The 24,740-nt window shown below is 47.6% G+C and carries 19 protein-coding genes and 1 other RNA gene; 3 read left to right on the top strand and 17 right to left on the bottom strand.

Translation table 11 applies throughout. The annotated features are described in order from the left end of the window. Nucleotides 1-69 precede the first annotated feature (69 nt). Genes bshA through WDN47_00400 form a run of 5 tightly spaced genes read right to left on the bottom strand, consistent with a single transcriptional unit; the run spans nucleotide 70 to nucleotide 5,378 of the window. A complete protein-coding gene (bshA, locus tag WDN47_00420; GenBank protein MEJ0021030.1) occupies nucleotides 70-1,197 on the bottom strand; it encodes an N-acetyl-alpha-D-glucosaminyl L-malate synthase BshA in 1,128 nt (375 codons plus the stop codon). A 36-nt stretch (nucleotides 1,198-1,233) separates the two neighbouring features. Further along, nucleotides 1,234-1,671: a hypothetical protein gene (locus tag WDN47_00415; GenBank protein ID MEJ0021029.1), complete on the bottom strand. Its 438-nt coding sequence runs from the start codon at nucleotides 1,669-1,671 to the stop codon at nucleotides 1,234-1,236. A gap of 7 nt (nucleotides 1,672-1,678) precedes the next feature. Beyond that, entirely contained in the window at nucleotides 1,679-2,869 is a 1,191-nt protein-coding gene (locus WDN47_00410; GenBank protein ID MEJ0021028.1) for a hypothetical protein, read from the bottom strand. Then, nucleotides 2,866-3,930 carry a tetratricopeptide repeat protein gene (locus WDN47_00405; protein MEJ0021027.1) on the bottom strand — a complete coding sequence of 355 codons (1,065 nt, stop codon included), beginning with the start codon at nucleotides 3,928-3,930 and terminating at the stop codon, nucleotides 2,866-2,868. Before WDN47_00405 ends, WDN47_00410 begins: the two co-directional genes overlap by 4 nt. Continuing rightward, a complete protein-coding gene (locus WDN47_00400; protein ID MEJ0021026.1) occupies nucleotides 3,921-5,378 on the bottom strand; it encodes a hypothetical protein in 1,458 nt (485 codons plus the stop codon). The genes WDN47_00405 and WDN47_00400 overlap by 10 nt, the downstream gene beginning before the upstream one ends. A 66-nt stretch (nucleotides 5,379-5,444) precedes the next feature. On the opposite strand from WDN47_00400, the gene WDN47_00395 reads away from it, so the two are divergent. Continuing rightward, entirely contained in the window at nucleotides 5,445-6,434 is a 990-nt protein-coding gene (locus WDN47_00395) for an SGNH/GDSL hydrolase family protein (protein ID MEJ0021025.1), read from the top strand. Nucleotides 6,435-6,438: 4 nt separating this feature from the next. Here the strand turns inward: WDN47_00395 and WDN47_00390 are convergent, their stop codons facing one another. Beyond that, the gene (locus WDN47_00390; GenBank protein ID MEJ0021024.1) at nucleotides 6,439-7,956 is read right to left on the bottom strand and encodes a hypothetical protein; all 1,518 of its coding nucleotides are present in this window, start codon (nucleotides 7,954-7,956) and stop codon (nucleotides 6,439-6,441) included. 85 nt (nucleotides 7,957-8,041) lie between these two features. Here WDN47_00390 and WDN47_00385 point away from each other — a divergent pair, with 85 nt between their 5' ends. Beyond that, nucleotides 8,042-9,001, top strand: coding sequence for an SGNH/GDSL hydrolase family protein (locus WDN47_00385; protein ID MEJ0021023.1), 960 nt, complete (start codon nucleotides 8,042-8,044; stop codon nucleotides 8,999-9,001). Between the two features lie 24 nt (nucleotides 9,002-9,025). Here WDN47_00385 and WDN47_00380 read toward each other — a convergent pair whose 3' ends face one another. From WDN47_00380 to WDN47_00335, 10 genes are all read right to left on the bottom strand, one after another. Continuing rightward, complete coding sequence (locus WDN47_00380) at nucleotides 9,026-10,711, bottom strand: carbamoyltransferase N-terminal domain-containing protein (protein MEJ0021022.1); 1,686 nt, start codon at nucleotides 10,709-10,711, stop codon at nucleotides 9,026-9,028. A 3-nt stretch (nucleotides 10,712-10,714) separates the two neighbouring features. Beyond that, nucleotides 10,715-10,903, bottom strand: a complete 189-nt coding sequence (locus WDN47_00375; GenBank protein MEJ0021021.1) for a hypothetical protein — start codon at nucleotides 10,901-10,903, stop codon at nucleotides 10,715-10,717. Continuing rightward, nucleotides 10,900-11,052 carry a DUF5989 family protein gene (locus WDN47_00370; protein MEJ0021020.1) on the bottom strand — a complete coding sequence of 51 codons (153 nt, stop codon included), beginning with the start codon at nucleotides 11,050-11,052 and terminating at the stop codon, nucleotides 10,900-10,902. The genes WDN47_00375 and WDN47_00370 overlap by 4 nt, the downstream gene beginning before the upstream one ends. Before the next feature lie 80 nt (nucleotides 11,053-11,132). Next, nucleotides 11,133-11,675, bottom strand: a complete 543-nt coding sequence (locus WDN47_00365; GenBank protein ID MEJ0021019.1) for a hypothetical protein — start codon at nucleotides 11,673-11,675, stop codon at nucleotides 11,133-11,135. Between the two features lie 108 nt (nucleotides 11,676-11,783). After that, complete coding sequence (locus WDN47_00360; GenBank protein ID MEJ0021018.1) at nucleotides 11,784-12,884, bottom strand: hypothetical protein; 1,101 nt, start codon at nucleotides 12,882-12,884, stop codon at nucleotides 11,784-11,786. Then, nucleotides 12,866-14,116 (bottom strand): hypothetical protein, encoded by a 1,251-nt coding sequence (locus WDN47_00355; protein MEJ0021017.1) that lies wholly within the window; start codon nucleotides 14,114-14,116, stop codon nucleotides 12,866-12,868. Before WDN47_00355 ends, WDN47_00360 begins: the two co-directional genes overlap by 19 nt. Before the next feature lie 19 nt (nucleotides 14,117-14,135). Next, nucleotides 14,136-15,410, bottom strand: coding sequence for a hypothetical protein (locus WDN47_00350; protein ID MEJ0021016.1), 1,275 nt, complete (start codon nucleotides 15,408-15,410; stop codon nucleotides 14,136-14,138). A gap of 85 nt (nucleotides 15,411-15,495) precedes the next feature. Further along, nucleotides 15,496-16,005, bottom strand: a complete 510-nt coding sequence (locus WDN47_00345) for a hypothetical protein (GenBank protein ID MEJ0021015.1) — start codon at nucleotides 16,003-16,005, stop codon at nucleotides 15,496-15,498. A 95-nt stretch (nucleotides 16,006-16,100) separates the two neighbouring features. Next, an RNA gene (gene rnpB, locus WDN47_00340) (RNase P RNA component class A) lies at nucleotides 16,101-16,470 on the bottom strand. Between the two features lie 90 nt (nucleotides 16,471-16,560). After that, on the bottom strand, nucleotides 16,561-17,490 hold the full coding sequence (locus tag WDN47_00335) for an interleukin-like EMT inducer domain-containing protein (protein ID MEJ0021014.1): 930 nt from the start codon (nucleotides 17,488-17,490) through the stop codon (nucleotides 16,561-16,563). Nucleotides 17,491-17,548: 58 nt separating this feature from the next. Here WDN47_00335 and typA point away from each other — a divergent pair, with 58 nt between their 5' ends. Then, nucleotides 17,549-19,483, top strand: coding sequence for a translational GTPase TypA (gene typA / locus WDN47_00330; protein ID MEJ0021013.1), 1,935 nt, complete (start codon nucleotides 17,549-17,551; stop codon nucleotides 19,481-19,483). Nucleotides 19,484-19,546: 63 nt separating this feature from the next. Here the strand turns inward: typA and WDN47_00325 are convergent, their stop codons facing one another. Continuing rightward, nucleotides 19,547-24,610 carry a hypothetical protein gene (locus WDN47_00325; GenBank protein MEJ0021012.1) on the bottom strand — a complete coding sequence of 1,688 codons (5,064 nt, stop codon included), beginning with the start codon at nucleotides 24,608-24,610 and terminating at the stop codon, nucleotides 19,547-19,549. Between the last annotated feature and the right edge of the window lie 130 nt (nucleotides 24,611-24,740).

Below are 24,740 nucleotides of genomic sequence, written 5' to 3'. Positions count from 1 at the left end.
TCCTATATCTCTACTATAACACAATAATTTACACCTTTCGCCCGGATTTGTCAAATGATAGCAAAATGCCTAGGAATTCAGGGTTTTTTGATAAAAATCAAAATATTCTTTAACTATTTTCTCGGTATTAAATAAGCTTTGGGCCCGAACCTTGCCCCGCTCCCCCATCTTCTGCCTTTCTTGAGGATTTTCGATCAGTTCATCAAGGCCTTGTGTGAACGATTGGACATCTCCCACCGGATAGAGATATCCGGTTCTGCCGTGCTGCATGACTTCGGGAATGCCTCCTGAATTGCTGGCCAGAACAGGCTTACCGAAGCTCAGGGTTTCTAAAATACCCATGCCGAAGCTTTCCGTTTCGGACGGATAAATGCCCAGATCGGCTGCATTGATATAATTTTCAATATCTAAAATGTTTTCGCGGACAATGATGTTGTTTTTCAATTTTAACTCGTCAACCAGCGGCAGGAATTGCTCAAAATTGCCGCCGGATAAGATCACCAGCTTCAGTTTGCGCACATGCTTCGACGCGGCGACTATTCGCAGGAGGTCCGGAATGCGTTTGACGGGACGAAGATTGGAAAGGTGAATAACCATAAATTCGTCCGTTCCGATCCCCAAATCCTTCCTTATTTGCGCTGCCGGTATGGCCGGGATCTTGGGCTGATAAAAATTATAAATGACTTCGACGGCTTTTTTGATCCCCAGCAGACTGATGCTTTCTTCGCGCAAGCTGTTGGAAACGGCAGTGACCCCATCCGACTCTTCGATCGAATACTGAATGATCGAACGCAAGTTCGGATCGCGGGCCAAAAGGGTAATATCAGTGCCGTGGAGAGTAGTTACCACTTTGGGCTTCTGCTGGCTGCAATGTCTGACTATATTTTTTGCCAGCAAAGCGGCAGTCGCGTGAGGAATTGCATAATGAGCGTGGATGATGTCAAGGCTGTATTTTTGGCTTATGTCTCCGATCTTCACTGCCAAAGGTAGGGTGTAATCCGGATAGCGAAACAGTTCATATTCATTTATCTTTACTTGATTAAAAAAAACATTTGCGGAATTGGAGCCAAGACGAAAAGGCCGTTCATAGCTGATGAAATGGATTTCGTGCCCCAAAAGGGCCAATTGATTGCCAAGGTCGGTAGCAACTATTCCGCTCCCTCCGACTGACGGGTAGCAGACAATCCCGATTTTCAACCGAGGCTTAGAAGTCATAAGGAAAATCAACCGCAATCATTCAGTTACGTGCACAGTTCCCTTCATGCTGGGCTGCAGGTGGTTATGGTATCCCCAATTTCCCACGCGGTCAAAAGTAAAAGCCCAAGTTTCGCCATTCTTGAACGGCTCCTGCGGATCGAACCCGGGATAGTCCGTATGCAGGGGGTGTGGGTCGGACGCCGGCCAGACAAAACTGCTGGTCTGGTTCAGCCACACGACCGGAGTCCCTTTTTTAACAGTAACCGAGTCCGGCACAAAACCGTTGTCCGTCACTTTCACGACGACATCGGTCGGCAATATTTTATCCTGGGTCGAAAACTTAGCCGGTTCGGAATTTGAGTCAGCCTGGCTTGTCCCCGCGTCAGACGGCTTTACGAAAGCTAATTTATAAGCGTAGACTCCCAGAACAAGCACAATGACGCACAGCAGAATAATTATTATTTTTTTATTCATAAAAAGTTTATCGGCAGTAAGTTTGGAATTTTACATCCACGGAACTGCAGATCTCAGCGGATTTTGCCGGAGAATACCAGATCGGCAGGCGTGTCAGGATTGTATTATAGCATGAATCCTCTTCGTCGCTTTTCAAGATCGGCATTTTACAAAACGCCAGGCCTTTGACGTACGCCTGTTGGGGATCGCCGTATTTCATGTGTCCGCCGGCCAAGCCTTCGATACATGACAGACGGTAAGGGTCTGCCAGACCGTGGCAGATCTGCACGCCATTTTCTATATTATAATTCGGCCGCTCCAAATTCAGCCGGATAAATTCATGGAACAGGCTGTATGAGACAGTGGTTTTTATGGCTGTCTGTTCAGGAATTTTTTCTATCATTTTCTCGGATTTCACCAAGTCATTATTTGTAAACCTAAGCAGGGACGGCAGCATATTCGTGTAACACGGTTCTTTATAAAATTCCGGCTGGCTCGGACACAGCCAGAAAGGATTTTTCTGGATCATTGTCAGCTTGTACTGGGGGTCAGAAGAAAGTATTTCCAAAGCATTGTAAACACCCGTCACGCAGCGGTATAAAAATTGCTGGTTGTCGCCGGAAGCAAATTTGCAAAGCTTTAAGCTGGGATCGATCATTGCCTGCGGGTTTCCCCAGGCTTTTATATCCGTGCCGTCGACGGCGCCATGGCCGATGCCGTGATAACAGGCGCCCTCGCCGTCGGACGTTTGGCCGGCAAGCTTCTTTCCGACATAGGCGCAAAAATTCTGCGCCTGACTGACATCGCCTGTGCTCTGCAGCAGCGTTTCCATAAAACCGTGATAGAACCCGTAACCGCAATACTGGGTTTTGGAATTAAGCTCGAAGTCCTGGTGCGATGCGAACATTTCATATGCCTCCTGGCCCAGCTCGTGGGTAAAGGCATGGCACTGCGAGGCAAACGCCGGCGCAGTGTCGTAAAGATTTGCCAGTATATCAAATGCCGCGGGCAGGCCTTGCGATTGCAATGTCTGTTTCATCTGCTGCTGCCAGCATAGCTCTTGGTTGTTTGAAGCGGAGCAGTCGGTCCCAGCAGATGTTTGTTGCTTGCCGGCGGCAAGAGATCTGGTTTTGGCATGAGCTAAAACCAAAATCAAACCGGCAAGCAAAATCGCGGCAGCGAGAACAAGAAAAAAATTTTTGTTGGCTAAAGTTCTCATCCTTCCAATTGTTTAAGTAAGGCCGGCCCCGCTTTGTCATCCGGATTCAATTCAATGGATTTTTTCAATGCCTGTATGGCTTCGTCTTTCTTGCCTTCAACATTATAGACCCTGGCTAAGCCCAAATATCCGAACAAGTGCGGGTTGACTGCAATGGAGTTTTTGAACGCATTCTCCGCGTCGGCAAGCTTGCCCTGTGAGATATAGATGTAGCCCAAGCCTTCATAGACCTCGCTTTTCGGCTTGATCAGCTTCAAGTACGTTTGAAAAGATTCTTCAGCTTTATCCAATTTACCTTCCTGAAGGTATAGATACCCCATACCCATATAAGCTTCGTTCAAGGGATTTAACTCAAGGGCTTTTTTGAACATGGTTTCTGATTCCGCAAATTTGCCCTCATCGCGGTAAATATCGCCCATGGACATGTAATTATAATCATTCGGGTTCAGCTGAAGGGCTTTGTTGAACATTTTTTCCGCTTCGGGAAGCCGGCCTTCATCTCTGTACAAAAACCCCAGGCCGTAAGAATATATCCTATCATCTTTGGGGTTGAGTTTCGCGGCTTGCATTAAAACCGCTTCGGCTTGGGCCGGTTTATTCCAGTCACGATAGAGTTTCCCGAAATCAATGTATGACCAGGCATTGCCCGGATCGATTTTTATCGCTTCCAGATACAATTTTTCTGATTCGGCATATTCTCCGCGGTAACGCAGGACATTCGCCAAACCGGTCATCGCTCCGACGTCTTTCGGATTGATTTTGAGAACATTAGAATATAGATCTTTGGCCTGGTCAAATTTTCCGGTTTGAAAATATAGACTGGCCAGGTTGTTCGACGAATTCGCATCATTGGGATCGTCTTTCACTTTCTGCTCCAGTGCGGAAATTTGCAAACTTTGATCCGTTTTTTCGGCATCTGCAGGCGGGCTGTTTACCGCAACCGGCTTGGCCTCGGGTTTGACGGACCGGAATTTGCCTGACAAAAATAACAATTCGCCCAGGAAAAATAAGATCAGCGCGACGGCGATAATAAAAAATTTGCGGTTATTTTTTACAAACATTTTTTTTGATAATAACTGGGCAGGGATTGGCAGGCATTTTGGAGCTGAGAACCAGAATAAGTATTCTTGGATTCATTTACGATCAGATCATAACACGAATCTCTCTCAATGCCCGTCAAACCGCCGGTGCTGCAGAAGGCGGCCGCCTGCTTATACTGTTCGTTAGGTGTGCCGTTCAGCATAAAGCTTAAGGCAATTCCGCTGATACACTTGGCTTGCAGGCGCTTTTGCGCCGCAGAGCAAGCCTGCACGTTTTTTGACTGATCGCTGTTTATCCCGGCCATGGACCCGAGAAGGGTTTCTACCGATTCTTCCGCGTAATTATCTTCCGGGATCGCTTCTATATATTTGATCGCAGCGGGCACGCTCCCGCGGCTCACTGCCTGCAGAACAGGATACATCTGGGCATAGCAGGTCGTTTTTATGTCTTCTGCGGTTTGAGCTTGGCATATCTTCAGCGGATTTTTTGCGTCTGCGGACAAACCATACTGGCTGCCCGACAAATAACTTGAAATTTCCATGAACGAGCCGGAAGCGCAGCGCGCGACATTTACCGAAGAGTCTGCCACTTTATTGCAGATCGCCAAAGCCTTGCTTACCAAAGAATCGGGCTTGCCCCAGGTCGCTTGGTCAATAGTGCCCACGGCCATGGCGCCATGCCCTACTCCATGATAACACGCATCAGACAAGGATTGCGACATTTCTGCTGAAACTTTTTGGCAAAACTCCAAAGCCTTAGAATAATTGTTCGACTGCATAAGCAGACTTTCCATAAAACCGTGATAAAACCCGTAACCGCAGTAGGCGGACGCGCTGGTCAAGGCAATGTCCTGTTTATCTGCAAATTCTTCATAGGCCGCCTGTCCCAGCTTGTGAAGGAACAGGTGGCAATCGCCGGCAAATGCCGGCTGCGTCTGATATAAGTTTTCTACCAGCGAGAAAGCTGAATTAAGCCCGTTATTGCGCAAAGATTCATCGATCATTTTCGACCAACACAAATATTGATTTTGAGTATCTTCAGCGCAATTCTCTCCGATCTCACTCGCGTGGCCGACGACAATGGTTCCTCCCAGGCTTGGAATAAAGTGATCGTGATACGGGAAAGTTCCTTCTTTTTCAAACTGAAAACTCCATGATTTACCCGGATCGACAGGCCGTTTCGGATCAAAATCCGGATAGATGCTGTGTGTAGGGTGAGGGTCTGAGGCCGGCCAAAATTGCTGACCGGCAGTAGTGGTGAAAGTCACCCAATCCCCTTTTTTTATGGTAAGGTTGCCGGGACTGAAGCCGCCCTTGGAAAGCACGATGGTGTGCGAGGAACGGTTGCCCTGTTCAAATATTGAAGCTAACTTCAAGCCTTTGGCAGAACCGGCATAAACAAAGATCAACCCAACTATCAGAAGAGCCAAGGCTGCGACTAAATAAAAATAATAGCGTTTTAGTTTCATGGGAAGAAGCGTCAAATCCTATGCTATAATATGAAAAGTAAAGTCATCAGTCAACCCTCCTGCCGCATGAACGATACAAAAAGAAAATTCAGAAACCTTGCTATAATCTTGATAATCCTTCTTGAACTTGAAGCTGTGGTTTATCTTGTCACGGATTATCACAGGAAGAAAATATTATCGTCAACTCCTTCTTTCAGCACGATCGCGGGCAGCAGCGTAACTTTTCCCGACCAATCGAGTCTGAAATATTTCTACGAACCGAAGGCCGATAGCGAGGCAAATAACGGCGTACCAGACTGGTTGAAAATTAAGCCGACCTATCACATAAACCACGATACGCTCCGCGGCACTACTGATTACACGCCCGACAAACCTCCGGGCACATTCCGGATTATCACCCTGGGTGATTCTTTCACGTACGGGTTATTCGTCAATAATGAACAGAGTTATCCTAAGGTCCTGGAAGATGAATTAAACGGCATGGGCTGTACGACTTACAAAAAATTTGAAGTGATCAACTTGGCTGTTCAGGGATATGATGTTAAATATTCGGAAGAGCGGTACAAACTTCGGGGACAAAAATACGATCCAGATCTGGTCATCTGGTTCTTAAAGTATGACGATATTGACTATATTAACGAAATTCTGCTCCCGAAAGTCAACGACTATCTGAATAAACTGGGCGGTGGTCTGATCGAACCGCAAGTTTTTAATGTCTGGGATCAGGCTTTCAAAGACAGCCTCAAACAATTATCAGTGAAGGAAATTGTCGACTACAACATGCAGGCTTTCAATGAATTTAACAGCTTATATAAAAACAATCTGCTGATCTATGCTCCGAAATACCTGCTCCCATCTACTACAACCAATCCCGCGTTGTTGTTGGAAAATTACAGCAAATCGCGTGATGGGACCTATCTCTACGAAAGCCCGCTGGATCTGGTGAAAGCAGGCAAGGTCTTTCCCGACCAGCACCCGAACCCGGAAGGACACAAGGCCATAGCCCAAGATCTGCTGAATTATTTGCTGGCCAATAAATTGATCACCTGCAAATAATCCGCTAAATTTTCCCCTGACAATATATTTTATCTTCGGATTTCAATTCTTGATTGCAGATAACACCCAATTCATCTTTCGGGTAAATCTCTGAAAGGGTGCTGATCACGGTATTAAAGCAGTCGCCGCTTTCAGCTGAAGTCAGATCAGTCCTCCGGCAGAACTTAAGTCCTTCCTGGTACTGTTTGGTGCGCGATTCATCCATTGTCAAAGCATATGCAATGCTTTTTATGCACGGCTCAATCAAGCGTTTCTGCAAGGTTCTGCAGGAAGCAACCCCTTGGGTTTGGTAAAAATTATCCATTTTTGAGGCGGCTTCCCGGCCTGACCTGTCCTTGATCCAATAAACCGGCAAAGCCAGGCTCCCCATGGCCAAAGTCGCATGTTGATCCTCTTTTATATTTTCAATAAATTTGGACGCTTTAGAAAAATCCATATTTTCCATCAGTAAAAGAGCGGGATCCAAACTCACGTAGCATGACTGCTTAAATTCTTCCTCTTTCTGCTGCCGGCACAGCCAAAAAGGATCTGTGGAATTCATTTTTAAATTATAATCATGGGTAAAATAACCTATAGAGATCGAATCAAACATCCCCGTGCCGCAACGGAACAGCTTCTCGGAATCAGTTGCCACGGCGCGGCACATTTTTAAGGCGGGCTGTATCATCGCGATCTCATCCCCCCAAATACCCTCGTTATGGATGTCAACAGACCCGTGGCCAAAACCGTGGTAACATTGGTCGAGAATTCCGGGTAATTTACTTCCCAATTCATCATAAACGAAAGAACAAAACTGCCGGGCCTGAGCAATGCCGCCGCCCTCAGCAGCCAGGGTTTCCGTAAATCCATGGTAAAATCCGTAGCCGCAGAGCGATGTCTGGTCTGTGAGTCCAAAGCTCTTATGTTCCGAAAAAAGATCGTAAGCCTTAGCGCCGACCTCATGCACCAAAGTATGGCAATAAGGTTCAAAATCGGGCTCTGATTTTAACCAGCTATCGAGCGTGCCGAAGGCCGCTTCGATCCCCTGATATTCCAATACATTGTTCAGCGAAGTGCTCCAGCATTTCAATTTCTCGACATCATCGGAAAGCCCGTCGCAGGAAGACGGGTCTATTTTAGCGGTTTTACTGTTACCTGCGCTGTGAACAATGATGGTCCCTAATATATCAGGATCGAGATGATTGTGGTAAGTCCATATTCCGGCTTTATCAAATTTAAATGTCCAGGTCTTGCCCGGCTCGATGGGCTGTTTGGGGTCAAATTCGGGATACAAAAGATGGGTTGGATGAAGGTCTGAAGCCGGCCAAAACGGCTTGTCCAGATCTGAAACAAACGTCACGGTATCGCCCTGCTTGATCTCGATCTTGCCCGGCTGAAAACCGTCTTTTGTGAGCGTGACGTTAATATGCTTTACGCTCAAGTATTTTGTGAACTGGCTGTTTAAGACAAACAAAATTAAAAATATCCCTGACAAAAAAAATGTCAAGGCTATAAAAAATTTATTACTAGGTTTGGAGATCATGTTTCGTCTTATAAACGCGATACCGGCGAAATTATATTTTTGCTTGTGTTATAATGAAAATAGATTATACCTATTCTATATTTATATGAAACAAAAATCTGTCTTTACAGGTTTAGTGATTTTTGAAATATTAATTATCGTCTTTTTGGCTTTCAACTACATTAAACGCGAAAAAATCTTACATGAAACGACTGTTCACCCGCTAAATAAAGCGGATTTTCAGTTCACAATTTCCAACGATCTCAAACATTTTTATGAGCCAAAGCCGAATGTCAGCCTGAAGAACAAACCTGATTGGCTGGATTATGAATCCACCAACACAATTAATTCCGATTCCCTCAACGAGCGTTATGATTATACCACAGAAAAACCCCCGGCGACATACAGAATTATAACTCTGGGTGACTCCATGACATTCGGATTATATCTTGACACGAATGATAATTTTTCTGAACGCCTGGAAGACATGCTGAACAGCAATCTGCAATGCAAAAATATTAAAAAATTCGAAGTGATAAATCTCGGGGTCGGAGGATACGACGCCCGATACGTTCTTGAAAGATATATACTGCGGGGGCAAAAGTACAACCCGGACCTGGTGGCATGGTTTTTACTGGACAGAAGTTTGTCCGTGTACGCTGACATGTTCTATGATGTCCTGGATTACTACGACAATTTGGCAAATTATTCGCCTAACCCAGAACAACTCGCCTTCCGTGCGCAAAGAGAGGAGTATAATCAGAAAAATATCGGAGAAATTGAAAATTATGAAATTAATGCTTTGACGTCGATCAGGAAATATTTCAATAATAAACTTCTTTTCTTTACTTCCCCGGGGCTGCTGTCTTCGGAAAATGTCAACAAAATCAAAGGGCTTACCGGTGCTTCACAGAATACATTTTTCGATGATAAGATCGGCAACCTAACAGATGACAATAATATCGTTCGTCCGGGAGACCCCCATCCTAACGCTGCCGGAAGCAAAATAATCGCTCAAGATTTATATAATTATCTGACACAGAATCTGATAGATTGCAAAAAATAAACAGATCCGAAATTGGACTGTTTTTTATTTCGAGATCAGAAAATCCCCGATCGCCAAATTATCCATGGGCGATCTTAGGAAATCATCCACCGCCTGTTCGGGTGTTTCCACGATCGGCTCGCCCTGTAAATTAAAGCTGGTGTTGAGCAGGCAGGGAATTCCGCTGATCTCGTAAAATTTCTTCAGCAATCTGTAATACACGCCGTTTTCCGCGCTGACGGTCTGGATGCGGCAAGAATTGTCGGCATGCACTATTCCCGCCAGAACTTCCCGCTTATCGTCTCTGACTTGAAAGCAAAAATTCATATATGGAAAATCCTCCTGATAGTGAGGCAGTTCAAAGAATTCTGCAGCCTGTTCTTTGAGGATCGAGCCCGCGAACGGGCGAAATTGCTCCCGCCGCTTAATTTGATTCATCTTCTCCTTGACCGACTTCGGGTTCGGTTTGGCCAGGATGGATCGGGAGCCAAGCGAACGGGGGCCCAGTTCCATCCGGCCCTGGAACCAGCCGATCACCCTTCCGTCCTGGAGCAAACCGGCCAGGTTTTCCAAAAGCAGATCTTCCGAAGTGAATTGTTTATAAGCCAGATTTTTCTTCAGCAAGATTTTTTCGATCTGATCGTTTTCATACGCGGACCCCAGAAGCAGACTCCCGGCAAATTTGTTAACCGTGCCTTGTTCCAGCCGACTTTGGACCAAAAACGCGGCCCCCAAAGCCGCGCCGCTGTCGCCGGCTGGGCCAAAAATATGAACTTGCTGAAACTTGGTTTGAGAAAAGATCTTGCCGTTGGCCAGGGCATTTAAGGCTACTCCGCCGGCAATGGCGACATTTGGCTGTGGCGTTAGCGAATACAAATGGTTGAGGATGAGGAAATACACGTCTTCAACCACCCGTTGTACGCTTGCCGACAAATTCTTGTGAAAATCGCTGACCGTTTCGTCCGGCAGGCGCGGCGGGCCGAAAAGCCTTTCAAACTTCTTGCTCCACATCCTAGAACCTTTATGAAACCCAAAATATTCCATATCAAGCTTAAAGCTCCCGTCAGATTGGACAAAGATCAAATTCCGGATCTCGTTCACCAAAACCGGCTGGCCGTAAGCTGCAAGTCCCATGACCTTATACTCATCTTCATTCACCCGGAATCCCAAAAACGCAGTAAAAGTTGAATACAGCAAACCCAAAGAATCAGGATAATCCAGGGATTTAAGCAAAGTGATCTGGTTCTTATTTCCGGTCCATAAACAGGTCGTCTGATATTCTCCGACTCCGTCTACGGTAAGAATGGCGCACTGCTCATGTCCCGACGAAAAAAAAGCGGCCGCAGCATGCGACAAATGATGCGGAACGAACAGGACTTTACCGGAAAAACCCAGTTCTTTTTTTATTATTTTCTCAACCCTTATCTTATTACCCAGCCATTCGGGGATCCCTTTGACAAACTGCTCATATGAAAAAGGATAAGTTTGAATAAAATTTTCAAGTATCCTTTCGAACTTTTTTAAGGGTTTTTCATAATAGGCGACGCGATCGATATTACCGATGGACAATCCCGAATGCTTTAGGCAAAACTCAACCGATTTGAACGGGAATTGGTTATCGTGCTTAATTCGTGTGAACCTCTCCTCCTCTGCCGCGCACAGGATTTCCCCGTCCTTCAAAATTACCGCCGCACTGTCATGATAAAACGCGGAAATACCGAGGATATTCATGTATTAGTAAGCGGAATCCAGATCAAAGCCGGCCGATTTTTCATCATCGGTAAGCCAGAAAGAGCCGGCTTTTTTATTTTGAGAATTTAAAAACCGGACAATAACAAAAAATACGCCCACAAAAATGAAGTAAAAAATCAACAATATGAAGGCGATAAAAATATCGTTTATCAGTTTAACGGCTTTCTTCATACAAATGGATACAAAAAAATAGGAACAACGGAAATTTGGGCGGTGATGATCAGCAAAGCGATTATTATCAGCAGTAAAAGCAAAGGGATCAGCCAGATCTTTTTTGACTTAGAAAGTAAAGTAAAAATTTGTTTGATCGATTCAAACATATGGTACTATATTATAGCTGATTTGGGCAAAAAATAAAACCGTAAATTATTTATTTACGGTTTTATAATCGGAACGGGAATTATTGGCTTGCTACTACCAGCAACATTCCGGCCGGGCCTTGCTTGTCGCAAAGATAACCGTAGATCCCGGGGCCTGAAAGAATATTTAACGTCACGGATTTTACCGACTGCGCCGGAGCGCTGTACAGAGTAACTACTTTATCAGACGGACCGTATGTGAGAGTATGGGCAACAGTGTCCTTATTCTGGACCGTAACAGTTGTTTTATCGTTGTATTTTAATACATTCGGTGTGGCGGTGCAGCCGGTCACATCAAGGACGGGTGAAGTGACGGCAACTGCCGCGACTTTATCGCTATAGTCTTTGATCTGCTGCGGGGTGATGCTCTGGCTGGCGCTGGTGGACAGCTGTTTTAATACATCTGCGGTCGCTTTTGAAACGGTTGGAGCTTTATAGACAGGCGTGGAAGTTCCCGGATTTTGGCCGCTTGGCGCAGGATTGCTTGCGGGGCCGCCGGTTGACAGCTTGTTAAACAATAAATATCCCACCACTAAAATGGCTATGACGAGGATCGCCAAGATTGTTTTTTGCGTTGTTTTCATACTTTGCTTTTTAATTTTATTTAATGTTTCAAGCAGATATCAATAGGCTTATATCATAACACTCATGCCTTAACTGCGCAAAATCAATTATCCACAGCCGGTATAATCCTATTCATAAGCTGCAAGGCAGCGCTGACGGTCCGAGACTTGGAGCTGATTGCAGCTTTTTTGCCAATCCTTCCGCACTCCGCTGGTGCTGTACGAAAGAAAGCCCAGTTTTATCCCCGAAACATAAACATCCCTGAAATCCTTTGACATGGTTGAAATGATCTTGGGCGCTGCTACAAAATCATTTTTATATAACGTCTGCTCGGAGTAAATTCCCGAAATGATCCGCGTGCAGGTTAATTGGGCTGACCTGGTATACTTCGGATCCTGGCAATTTTTGTATGTACCTTCTATATCCGAGCCCTGATAAACTATTTTTGTCAGCTGCGAATAGCACGCATCCTGATATTTAGCTGCATACGTCTGGCAAGTCAGCAACGGATGTTTCGAATCGTATGTAACCGTGGATGGGGTCGGAATATATTCACCCGTGTCGCCGTCATAGTTGAGAGCCATGTTGCCGTACTCGCTGAACACTCCGCGATAGCAGTCAGACAGATCGGTTTCCGGTCCGCCGGCAAGCGCATCGCATAACTGCAATGATTTGGCCGCAACGTGGGTAATTCTCATCGTACCGTGGCCTGCGCCGTGATAGCATGTGATCCCGGGTAAAACCTGCCGCAAAGCCGCGCAATAATCCTTCAGTTCCGGCACGGCCTGCATGATATTGACCTTGCTCTCAACGATCTGGGCTTCTACGCCGTGCTGAAACGAGGCCACGCACTTATTGCTGTCTTTGCTGACGATGGGGTGAAAGTCCTCGTTGCTGTATTCATATGCGGCGTGCCCGATCAAATGCATCAAACTATGGCATTCATCCAGCGGGATCAGGCCTGCTACAAATGCTTTGTCCGTCAGCTGAATTGATCCGTCAATGCCTCCTCGTTTCATCAGCTCCTTCAAATTATCGCGGATGGGTTTAAACAGATCGCCTGTGTTTTGTTTTGAAAGCGTGCTGAGTTCCTGATCCACGTTAAAAGCCTGGATTGGCGCGGATTTCGGATGCCTGCTGCTTAAGGCAAAAATGGCCAGCAGTGTTGAGAAGATGATCAGGCATAAAAAGATTATAAGATTGTTCTTGGTCAGGAATTTGCGAAACATCTGGTTTTCCAATCCTCGGGCATATTGTTGCACAGATTGTTGAATTGCTCTGACCCGCTATGAAAATTATAGGTTGAATATCTGACCAGATCACCGTAACATGCCTGCTGGTCGACCGCAGTGCTGGCGCTTCCGCAGAATTGCACGGCCGTCGGAATATTTTTATAATCAGTTTCTACCATGCGCCCCGCCGCATCAGAATAGCATTGCCCGCTGAATTTCGCCGGCAGGGCTGAACAGAACTTATCCAGCAAGTTCCCGTCAAGGCTCATTTGGGCCGTTACAATATAGAACAGCGACAAAAAACACCGGTCAGAATCGTCAGGGCTTTGCAAAATTTTGTCCGAACAATGCGCGACCAATCCCTGCGGCTGCATTATCTGATTATAAACCAAAGGCCAGCCCTCGCTCCAGCAGGAACTTCTGACATTGCCTGTAAACTGCTCGCAATAGGCGGTAAGATGGCCTTCTTTTACTTCTTTGCCCGCAATTAACTCTTTATCCTCAGGCTCCAGCGGCTGGAAGATCTGCATAAATGCCCCGTCGTAGCAAAGCTCGGAATAATCGCGGCCGTCGGGTTTTTTGGCAAGTTCGTTGCACATGGCGACGGAACTGGGAATATCGGCATTGGTCAGATACATGGTCAAATGACCCAGGGCGTGATAGCAGGAACCCTGTTCCAGGCCGGTAGGATTCCAGGACGCGCGCTTTTCGCAAAGATCGACCAACTCCGGTTTGATCTTCGCAACCTGCTTTGGCGTAAATGTTTCCGAACGGAATTCTTCCTGCAGGGCCCCGTGAATGCCGCCGTTGGAGCAAACCCCGGACGGGAGCCTGGCTATAACATCCTTCCATTTGGTGGGATCTTTATCGACTTCGCGGGCGCTGAGCTCGTGGCCAAGCACGTGGCAATAAGGGTACGTGCTGTCTTTGCTTTGGATTATCGCCGTGACCTTGAAAGCGTCTTCCATGGAAATAACATCCATAAGTTTGGGAATTTCCTTATCGTAGCAGGCGGGATGATACCGTTCATCACTGCATTTGCCAATGATCTGGTCCGCATAATTATTCAGCGAAGAAGTCTCACGATCCGTTCCTACCGGATGTTTTTTATAGGTCAAAACAGTAATCTCCCCGGCAATGACGAGTATTATCAGGCATAATGAAATTGCAAAAAAATTCCTGATCAAAACTGACCCGATGGAATTTAATTTGGTTTTCAGATCTGGCATTTAGAAATCCGCTAAAAAATTATAAGAGCAGCAATCGCCGGCAATCTGTCTGATAAGCCTGCGGGATCTCAGAGCAGTAACTCTCCCGGTATGAATGGTCCTGGATGTAGTAAGAAACGGCTCCGGAAAGAGATGTAAAACACAGAGATTGGTTTTGCGCATCACTGACCGCATTGCAAAACCTGATCGCCACGTCGCGATTGTTCTCCCCTCCCCAATAAAGCGACGAAAGAGCTGAATTCATGCAGTCAGTCACACCGGCACTGACCTTGGCCAATTGGCACCAGCTGTAGACCGTTTTAAGTTTGGCGTCGTCCAGGTCCTGCACATTTTCAACATTCCTGCCGTTGACCAAAACCGGGAATTCCTTCCCGAAACCGCCATAACAATTATCCCAGTTTACTCTATTTGAAACCGGCAGTTTCGCGCAGAAAGTAAAAGCCTTTTCAAAATCTTTCGGACCCGGATTTCCCAGGTCCGCACCTGCCATCTGGAACAAATGCGGAGTCAGATAGTTATAGCACATGGGCTGGGCAGCCGCCGGCATGAATGACATGTCGCAGGGCGACAGCGGATCGGTCTTGCTGAAATAATACGGAGTTTGCTTGGCCCAGGCCACCGGGTCATGTATGCCGGCCATCATTTCCATGGTAACGCCTCCGGTGCACTGGGCATATTCCTGACTGCTCATAACCGGCTGCCCGACCTTGTCGCACAACTGAATGGCTTTTTTCATATCGTAATTCGTATATGCCAAAACCCCATGACCCAGACCATGCACGCACATGGTGTAAGCGCCGCTACCGCCCGGCGCCAAATGGCACGTCTCAACCGCTTTGGGAAGCGCGCCAAGCCCTTGTGTAAGCAAGGCCCCGACAACGATGGAATGGGAACAGGCATTGCGCAGATCATTGGTGCAGACTTTGATCCCGTCCAGGCCTTCCTGGGCGAATAAAACATCGCCGACAACATGGCCGAGCAAATGAGTATCGATATTCGGCGCCAGATAATTGGAGTTGGCGGCGAAAGCCAAGGCTTTGTAAGCGTATTCACCGCCTTTTTTATTTGCCAAGTCCTTGAAAAAAACAGTTAGCTGGCCGAAATCCTGGTTTTGGCCGCGGATGGCATCCAATTCCGAGTAATTATCAGTTGAGGAAGCTAAATTGTTATGCGGTTTAAAATGAAAATTAATGCGTCCGCCGGCCAAAATTCCTATAAATAAAAGGATCACAACGGCCAAAAACCCTGCCGCCAGAATAAAGACCTTATTCTCCTGATAATTTAGTTTCTTCATTTATTTCTTTGGCCTAATTATGCCACAAAAAATCATGGGTTTCAAGCCATGATTTCAAATCCTAAATGCAAGCTAGAGGTCGGACTTACGGCGAAACGAGGACAAAACCACTGATGCCATTTGCCGTACTGGTGATACAACGATAACCATAAAGACCGGGCCCATGGTCCAGAGAGGCTTTGACAACGGTTGATTTTCCGGGATCAACATAATCCACGTGGTCTTTATCAAAAGTAATTCCCACTTTGGATGCTCCGCTGTTCTTTAATGTAAAGGCAGTCCCCTGCTTGAGCTGCAAAACCAGCGGCTTGGACTTGCAATCACCCACTTCAATTTCCGAGCCCAGCACCGCCAGCTTGGCCGCCAATTGCGAATGCTGCGTGATCTCATCTGCCGAGGCATTGGGCGCCGGTACATTCAAAAGTTTCTGTGCGTCGGTTTGGCTGTTAGTATTTGCATTGGTCTGGGCACTCTGGTTGGTTTGAGCGGATTGCATGCTTTTGGCCTGAGGGTGCATTTTTTTATAAGCAAAAAATCCGAGCGCCAAAGCAATTATTGTCAAGAACACTATGATTATTTTTTGATCATTTTTCATAAGCTTCTAAATCATAACATTCAATATACTGCAATTCAAGTGCCATATTAAAGCAATAAAAATCCGATGGTTATCCATCGGATCAATATTTATGCTTCCTAAGCAAGTTGTAAGCCGAATTCTGTCTGTTGCCTTGGTTTTACCCAAAGCAGAGGCAATCATCTATCTGGGACACGCATTGCTGCGCACCTCAAGCTATCAACCCGCTCATTTAAGAGCCTATTTGATATTGCACTATTAGGTAAGAATTTAGCCGTTTCAATCCAATGTTACCATTGGCTTCATCCTAATCGCTTAGGAGCCTTTTCATTTCTGATCAGGCGTCACTGTTCGCATCTCTTGATCTCTCACGACGGGAATTACCCGCTACCTAAGGTTGCATGAACTCATGAGAATTCCATCCAACCAACGTGTTCGGACTTTCCTCCCTCATCTTGCGATGAGAGCGACTGCCGCGCTTACTTAAGAAGCAAAATAAATTGTACTCCTTTTGGGCTTATTTGTCAATGGTTGTTAAAAATAAAAAAGCCCAAATTTGATATTTGGGCAACCCGCTTATGGCAGGGTCAATGTATACGCAGCAATTGCTGTCGTAGCGTTAACCAACTGTTCCGCTTTTGCGCCTTGCCCCTTGATCGCAATAAAGGCATAGGAGTTGCGGTAGCAATAGCGGCGCAGTTGTGTGGCACCGAGCGATTCGAACAATCGCTGTAAATTTTCAGTCCAGGAATATCCTAGCGGGCGGCAGCAGACCGTACCGGGAGTCGGGTTCGGCAAGCAGGAAAAATCATCACTGGTAAGACCAGCTTCATCTTCTACGCCCACCAGGATAATTACTCCGGAAGGCAATCCGTTCACGAAAGCAGTCATGGCTGAAACATCCGCACCCGTGCTTCGTGAAATATATGTATCAAAGGTGGCTATTGGTCCCGCCATTTCTCCAGTCTGCGGATCTATAATGACCAGATTGAATCCTCGACCGGAGAACAGCGCTCCTGTTACCGAGGGATCTCGGCCGGCGAAGATCTTGCCGTTCCTTTTGAAAATTGCCCTCCCGTAATCGTCAACCCCGCTGGAAGCATTCGTGCCTTGGGACTCAACGGTAAACGTGATCGGCGGAGGCTGAGATATTTTCACCGAAACCAGTGCACTTATGCCGCTGAACGCGGCAGAAATATCTGCCTGCCCGTAACCTACCGACGTCACCAATCCTGTCTTGCTCACGGATGCCACCAAAGCATTTGATGAGCTCCAGTTGGCGGCGTTGGTTTGATCCTGAGCAACTCCCGTGCTTGTCTTGTAGGATGCAAACAGCTGCAAAATCTTCCCCTTGCCCACAATCTCTGAGTTTCCAACAATAGAGAGCGTGGGAGCCTGAACCGGCGTAGGTTGAGTCGGGGTCGGCTTGTCGTTGGAGCAGGAAAGTCCGAAAAAAATGAGAAAAAAAACAGGGCAAACCAGGATCATCGGCCGTTTCCTAGACATTCTCTCCTCCTTGGGAACCTTTGGTCCGGAAAAATATTATAGCTCGGGTTAATAACTTTTGCAATTATACCAGTATAAAAAATGGCTGAGATATTATCTGCATTTTGACAAAAAAGCCAAGATTTGGTATATTTACCAGTGCTTCGGCACCATCGCCGGATTTTATTTTATTTACATTATGAAAAGAGCTGACATTCGGAATATTGCAATAATTGCTCACGTTGACCACGGAAAAACAACTTTGGTTGACGCCATGCTCAAACAAACCCATGTTCAGCGTAACGTGGAAGATCTGGGCGTGCTGATCATGGACTCCATGGACCTGGAACGCGAGCGCGGCATTACCATCAAGGCCAAAAACGCCTCGGTAGTTTTTAATGGCGTAAAAATCAATATTGTGGATACGCCGGGGCACGCTGACTTTGGCGGCGAAGTGGAGCGCACGCTTCGGATGGTGGACGGCGTTTTGCTTTTGGTAGATGCCAAGGAAGGCCCAATGCCACAAACCAAATTCGTGCTGAAAAAAGCCCTGGAACTGGGACACAAAGCCATCGTGGTCATAAATAAAATTGACCGTTCTGACGCGCAAGTAGATGAAGTTGTGAACAAAACTTTTGATCTGTTCGTAAACCTGGGCGCGAAAGACGACCAGCTGGATTTTCCTATAATTTACGCCCAGGCAACAGCCGGCACCGCTACTCTGGACATCCATAAACCCAGCACTGATCTGACTCCCCTGTTCGAAACCATTGTCGGCAAGATCCCGGGACCGACGATCATTGAAAACGAACCGCTGCAAATTCTGGTCTTGGCTTTAGCTTACGATCCATACATAGGCAAAATGGGCATCGGCAAGATTTATTCCGGCTCCATCAAAAAGAACCAGTCAGTCATGCAGATCGCGCCCGATGGCGTAAAATTCACGGCAAAAACCACGGATATTTCAGTATTCCAAGGCTTGCAAAAACAATCAGTGGAAGAGGCCTCCGCCGGCGAGATCGTGTCAGTGGCCGGGTTGGAAGAAATTACGATCGGTTCAACCATCACTGACCCTGCGAATCCAAAACAGATAGACCCGGTGATAGTGGATGAGCCGACGGTACAAATGACTTTTGCCGTGAACAACTCGCCCTTTGCCGGCCGCGAAGGCAAATTCGTCACCTCGCGCAATCTGCGCGACCGGTTATACAAGGAATTGGAAACCAATGTAGCGCTCAAAGTCACGGATACAGGGAGCCCGGATACTTTTCAGGTGGCAGGAAGAGGCGAACTGCATCTGGCCATCCTGATAGAGACCATGCGCCGCGAAGGATTTGAACTGCAAGTGTCCCAGCCGGAAGTTATTTTCAAAGATGAGAATGGAGTAAGAACCGAACCGTTCGAACGCTTATCGGTCATCGTTCCCAATGATTACCAGGGGGCGATAATTGAAGAGATCGGACGCCGCCGCGGCGAACTAGTGACCATGATCCATACCAGCCACGGCGAAACGCATTTGGATTACGTCATGTCTACCCGGAGTTTGATCGGACTTAAAAGCAAACTTCTGACCCAGACTAAAGGAACTGTGATCATCAACCATATCTTTGATTCTTACCGTCCTGTCGAAGCGGAGAGGGAAGTTAATCTGCCTCACGGTTCGCTGATCGCTTCCGAATCCGGAATTTCCAACGCTTACGGACTGAATAACGCGCAGGAACGCGGCACATTATTTATAGGACCGGCAGTGGAAGTCTATCTGGGCATGATCGTCGGCGAAAATGCCAAAGCCGAGGACATTGAAGTGAACATAAACAAAACTAAAAAATTATCCAATATGCGCGCTTCCGGCACTGACGCAGCGCTGATCCTGACCCCGCCCAAAGTTATGAGCCTGGAAGAATCTTTGGAATATCTGGGACCGGATGAGCTGCTGGAAGTCACTCCCGAAAGTTTGAGGCTGCGAAAGAAAATTCTGGATCCGAACAAACGCAAGCGCGAAAAGAAACAATAAAACGAATAATTATAAGCAACAAAAAAGACCTAGCTCACGCAAGGTCTTTTTCTATTTTCTTTTTTACTGGACCATTCCGCCTGCTTCGTAATTGATCAGGCTGGTCATCACGGCGTTGGAAGTTTTGTATCCCCTATTGGACAGATCGGCCGCGGATGAGAACTGCAGTTTTTTGCCGTCGGAAATTATGTAGTAACTGACCCCGTCATTGATCAATGTGCCGTCCCTGAATTTCACGATCGGGCCTTCCGGTATTGCCCTGTCTGAATCGTTCGCCGGAACAACCCGCGACAGGCTGAACCCGTAGGTGTTGAACACTGCCATGGATTCAAATCCCTGTTTTTGTCCGCCTTGCAGCCACCAAATGGTATTGCCGTCCAGAACCAATGAGCCGTCCGGATGAGCATCGGTAGTTGAACCAATCACAGGTCCTACAGGATAATCAGCCAAATTAATTCTCGGAAGTCCCCCAAAACTATAGCCCAAAGCCATGAATACATCAGCAGAGGTAAAGCCCCTTGCAGTACTGCCGGTGCCTATCATATAAACGGTAATATTGTCTCTGGCATCTATCACTAAGGTTCCTGCCATTGCTCTCGCAATATCCGGCGCAGTTGGCAGAGCTTTATCTATAGCATTCGCCGGTACCCCTTGGCTGAATTTATAGCCGTAAGAGGCAAATTCATTGGGGTCGCGGAAGCCGATCTTTTGCGCATTATTTATCAGATAAAAAGTCTGGCCATCATAGATCAACGTTCCGTTCGGATGCGCCCCAGCCGGTGCGGGAGTCGTGACCGCGTTACCCGTGGAGGGTAATCCTGGAACCGAAGATGAAGTTGAGCTTGCTACGGGCGGCAAAATACCGTTGCCACTGCCGCCGCCACCCCCTCCGCCGCCACCGCCTCCAGTGCTCACTGCGATCAATCCGGCAAAAGTACTGAAGTGGAAAGTAACTATTTTCGTATCAGTGCCATTAGTTATCCAACAAGCATTTGGTGAAGCTACCGGAACAGGGCTGGCATAAGTTCCTGTGCACATAGGAAGAGCAACCCACATAGTTGTATTGGCCGCGCGGTAACCGATCGGCGCTGTGGCATTTGAGACGGTAATTGTTACGGGACTATCTAAAACCAGGACATTCCCCAGGGAACCGACTTCTATAATGTTATTTCCTATTTGGAATCCGGAAGGCGGAGTACCGGAACTGTCCGTATTGGTCTTTGGCGGAAGTATATTCCCATCCCAGCCGTTGGGACCGGTAATAGTAGTTCCGTCCGGAATGCTGACATTTACCCCAGCCAGATCAGAATTGCTAATCACGACCGGATCGCCCAGGGTGGCGCCGCGCAGGAGAACTGATTTGACCATACTCACTGTAGCAACACCTTCAACGTTCACATCAGCGGACGTCTGCGGAGCCAAGCCAGAAGAAAGATCCAGAGTAGTAGAATCGCTTAAAGTTACGGAGTTAGGAACGATCGGGGTTGTATTATTAACTGTAAATGCAGCGTTGTTTGTAGGAGTTGAAGCCACAATGTTGCCCGCAGCATCAGTGCCAACGCTTAATGCCACGGATGCTGCACCATCTCCTGAACCGACCGTAAACACATATGTGTAATGAGTGCCGTCGGTTTTGGTCATATCCGCCGCAGCCAAAGTATTGCTGCCGGAAATAGCCAATTTAACTACCGGTGAATCCAATATTGGTTCGCTGAAAGTTGCCGTAATTGTGAGCGAATCTCCTGACCTGACTGCGTATGGGATGGAGTAACTGATCGAAGCCGTAGGCGCCACCACGTCTTTTACGGCTGTCGGCGTCATTGCGGCCGCGCTTGCGTTGCCGGCCGCATCCATGACAACCACAGAAGGAGTAATTGTTCCATCGGTCAGGGTTGTCCCGTCTATCGTTGCGGTAAAATTGCCCAGACCGTCAGCAGTAACAATACTGTTAACCGTTGCGCCTCCGGCCAAAGACACGCTGACTGACGAGTTGGCTTCAGCAGTTCCCAGAACGACTATTGCCGTTTTTTCTGAATTATTGATGAAATTATCGCCTGCGATCGACGTGATCACCGGAGTCGCGGGAGGCGTTTTGTCAAAATTTATACTGGACGCGTCAGTAGTCCCCGTAACTGTGCTCCCGGGGTTGCTAGCCATATCCGTAAAATCAATCGTGAAAGCAACCGCGCCTTCCGTATCACCAGTGGCCATCATGTACGTGGCTGTATAGGGACCTGCGCCCGAACCGGAAGCTGTGACCGGATGACCCGCGATCGTAACCACAACAGACTGGATGCTCACAGAAGAACTGAAAGTCAAAGTCACCATGTCTCCGACTTTTGCCTGTGCTGGATTTGCGTTGTTAGATCCAATGTGAACGGAACTTAAAGTTGCTCCGGAAATGACTGTTGCGGAAAAAGTAAAGGCGGTTCCTGCAACGCTCGCGGCACAGGTGATCTTAGTGGTGTCTTGGGAACAATCAACAGCAGGGTTTGCGTCCATCAGAGGCGCTAGTGCTGCTACCACTGTTGCTACATTATCTCCTCCGGCGGCCAGGTAATCATAATTTATCCCGTTGATGGTTGCCCTATATGTTTCGGTTGCGGTCACTGATGCGGGTGTGAACGTGGCCACTTGAGCCACTGCACCATAACTTGCATCCTGAATTGTCAGCGCCACATTTCCGGCAGTACCTCCCAGATTCTTAGTAAAAGTAAGATTGGCGCCGGAGGGATTGGTTACGGTGTAATCTTTGCCTGTGAACGGATTGGCGGCGATCGCGGCCGCAACTTGATTAGCGGTCAAAGCGGATGTTCCCAGATCAATGGTTACTCCGTCTATGATGACCACATGGTCAGTGGCATTGGCCACAAGGCCGGCAGGTATTGTAACCGTAACCGTTGCCGACACAGCGTTAATTTTGGTATATAAAGGATCTTGAAGCGTCAGGGAAACATTTCCGGCAGTACCTCCCAGATTCTTAGTAAAAGTAAGATTGGCGCCGGAGGGATTGGTTACGGTGTAATCTTTGCCTGTGAACGGATTGGCGGCGATCGCGGCCGCAACTTGATTAGCGGTCAAAGCGGATGTTCCCAGATCAATGGTTACTCCGTCTATGGTAATTGAATGGTCATTAGCATTGCCGGCCAGGGAATCGGTTATTGTAACTGTGACGCTCGCCGTCACTGCATTTACGGTGGTATAGTCAGTATCAGCAATTGTCAGACCGTTGTTCCCGGCAGTGCCGGTGGCTGTTCTGGTAAAGGTGACTGTGGCTGAGGTACCGCCAACATTGCTTACCGTATACGCTCCGTCAGCCGTATAGCTTGTACCGGTTGAAAAGTTTGTGCCGGCAATGGTGGATGCTACCTGAACTGCACTCTGAGCTGCTGTGCCGAGGTTGATCACTACTCCGTCGATTGTGATGGAATGGTCAGTGGCATTGGCAGCAAGACCTGCCGGGATAGTAGTGGAAGCTGTGGCAGCCACGCCGTTTACTCCTCCCGCGAAAGTGATGGATGGGATAGAGCTGGTGACAATATCAACGCCTCCTCCAAAAGTAACGACCGGGACAAGAGAGCTGGTGACAAGCGTAACTCCGCCCGTAAAAGTAAGGGCCGGGATCGTGGCTGTGGAAAAAACAACACCCGTAGTATTAACAGTGGTCAGAATAATGCTCGCCCCCGCGGACAGAGAAGCAGTGATTACAGTAGCTGAAGTTTCAGGACCTGTTGTGGTGAAGCTGGCGGTTGTGCCGCTGCCTGCCACTGTCAAAGCGCCATGCCCGACATCAGACACATTAATCAAGGTTCGCAGCCTCGCAGCAACCAGAGCCGCAGTATTGTCTACACTGGTTCTGATACCCGCGTTATTATTACCGCAATCTGCGTCAGCAGTGGCTATGGTGTTAAACGATATAACACAAGTGCCAATGGTGAGATTGACCCCGTTGGCAGGAACACTGTTCACTGTAACCGTCCTTGCTGCTCTGACTCCGCCCGTGAAATCAGCATCAGCAATTGTCAGGCCGTTATTGCCGGCAGTGCCTGTATTGTCTCGCGTAAAAGTAACGACAGCGTTATTATTAGTTACCGTATAGGACCCGTCAGCCTGAAAACTTGTTCCGGAACTAAAATCAGTCGAAGCAATAAGCCCACCGATACTGGCAGCACTTCTGATGCCTGTTCCCAGATCAATGGTCACCCCGTCGATCATAATTGAATGGTCCGCTGCATTCGCAGGCAAAGCTGCCGGGATAGTGGTGGAAGCTGTGGCAGCAACGCCGTTTGTAGTCGTATAATCGGCATCGGCAACTAATAGGTTTACATTTCCCGCGGTGCCGGTGGCGGTTCTGGTAAAGGTGACTGTGGCTGAGGTACCGCCAACATTGCTTACCGTATACGCTCCGTCAGCCATATAGCTTGTACCGGTTGAAAAGTCACTGCCGGCAATGGTGGAGGCTACCTGAACTGCTGTTTGAGCGGCGGTGCCCAGATCAATACTCACTCCGTCGATCATAATTATTTCGTCAGTGGCATTGGCAGCAAGGCCTGCCGGTACAATGACCGTCGCGCTGGCAGCCGCTGCATTCACAGAGGTGAAATCAGTATCAGCAATTGTCAGGCCGTTATTCCCGGCAGTGCCGGTGGCTGTTCTGGTAAAGGTCACGGTTGCGCCAACATTGCTTACCGTATACGCTCCATCGGCAAGAAAACTGGTACCGGTTGAAAAGTTTGTGCCGGCAATGGTGGATGCTACCTGAACTGCACTCTGAGCTGCTGTGCCGAGGTTGATCACTACTCCGTCGATTGTGATGGAATGGTCAGTGGCATTGGCAGCAAGACCTGCCGGGATAGTAGTGGAAGCTGTGGCAGCAACGCCGTTTACTCCTCCCGCGAAAGTGATGGATGGGATAGAGCTGGTGACTGCATTGGCGCCGCCGGCAAAAGTTACAGCCGGAACAACCCCGTTTACGGCGTTAGACCCTCCGGCAAAAGTTACGGAAGGAATTGTGGAGGCTGGAACATTCGCCACGGTCTGGGTGGCGGTGAAAGTGCCGGTGGTTGCCGAAGCCGGGGAAACGCCCGCAAAAAAACCGCTCAGTACCAAAGCGGCGATGGCAAACATATACAACGACTTTCGAAAAAACCCGTTTTGAGTTGTCATTTTTTTTTCGCTGTTAATGTTAATTTTTGTTGCTCTGTTTCTATGCAAACGTAAGGTATTTTATAACGGAAATTATTATTTTGTCAAGTGA

The organism is Candidatus Doudnabacteria bacterium, assembly GCA_037200925.1.
Taxonomy (GTDB): domain Bacteria; phylum Patescibacteriota; class Doudnabacteria; order UBA920; family O2-02-FULL-48-8; genus JBDTSL01.
The sequence above is the reverse complement of the archived record's forward strand: the minus strand, read 5'-3'. Positions and strand labels throughout refer to the sequence as shown.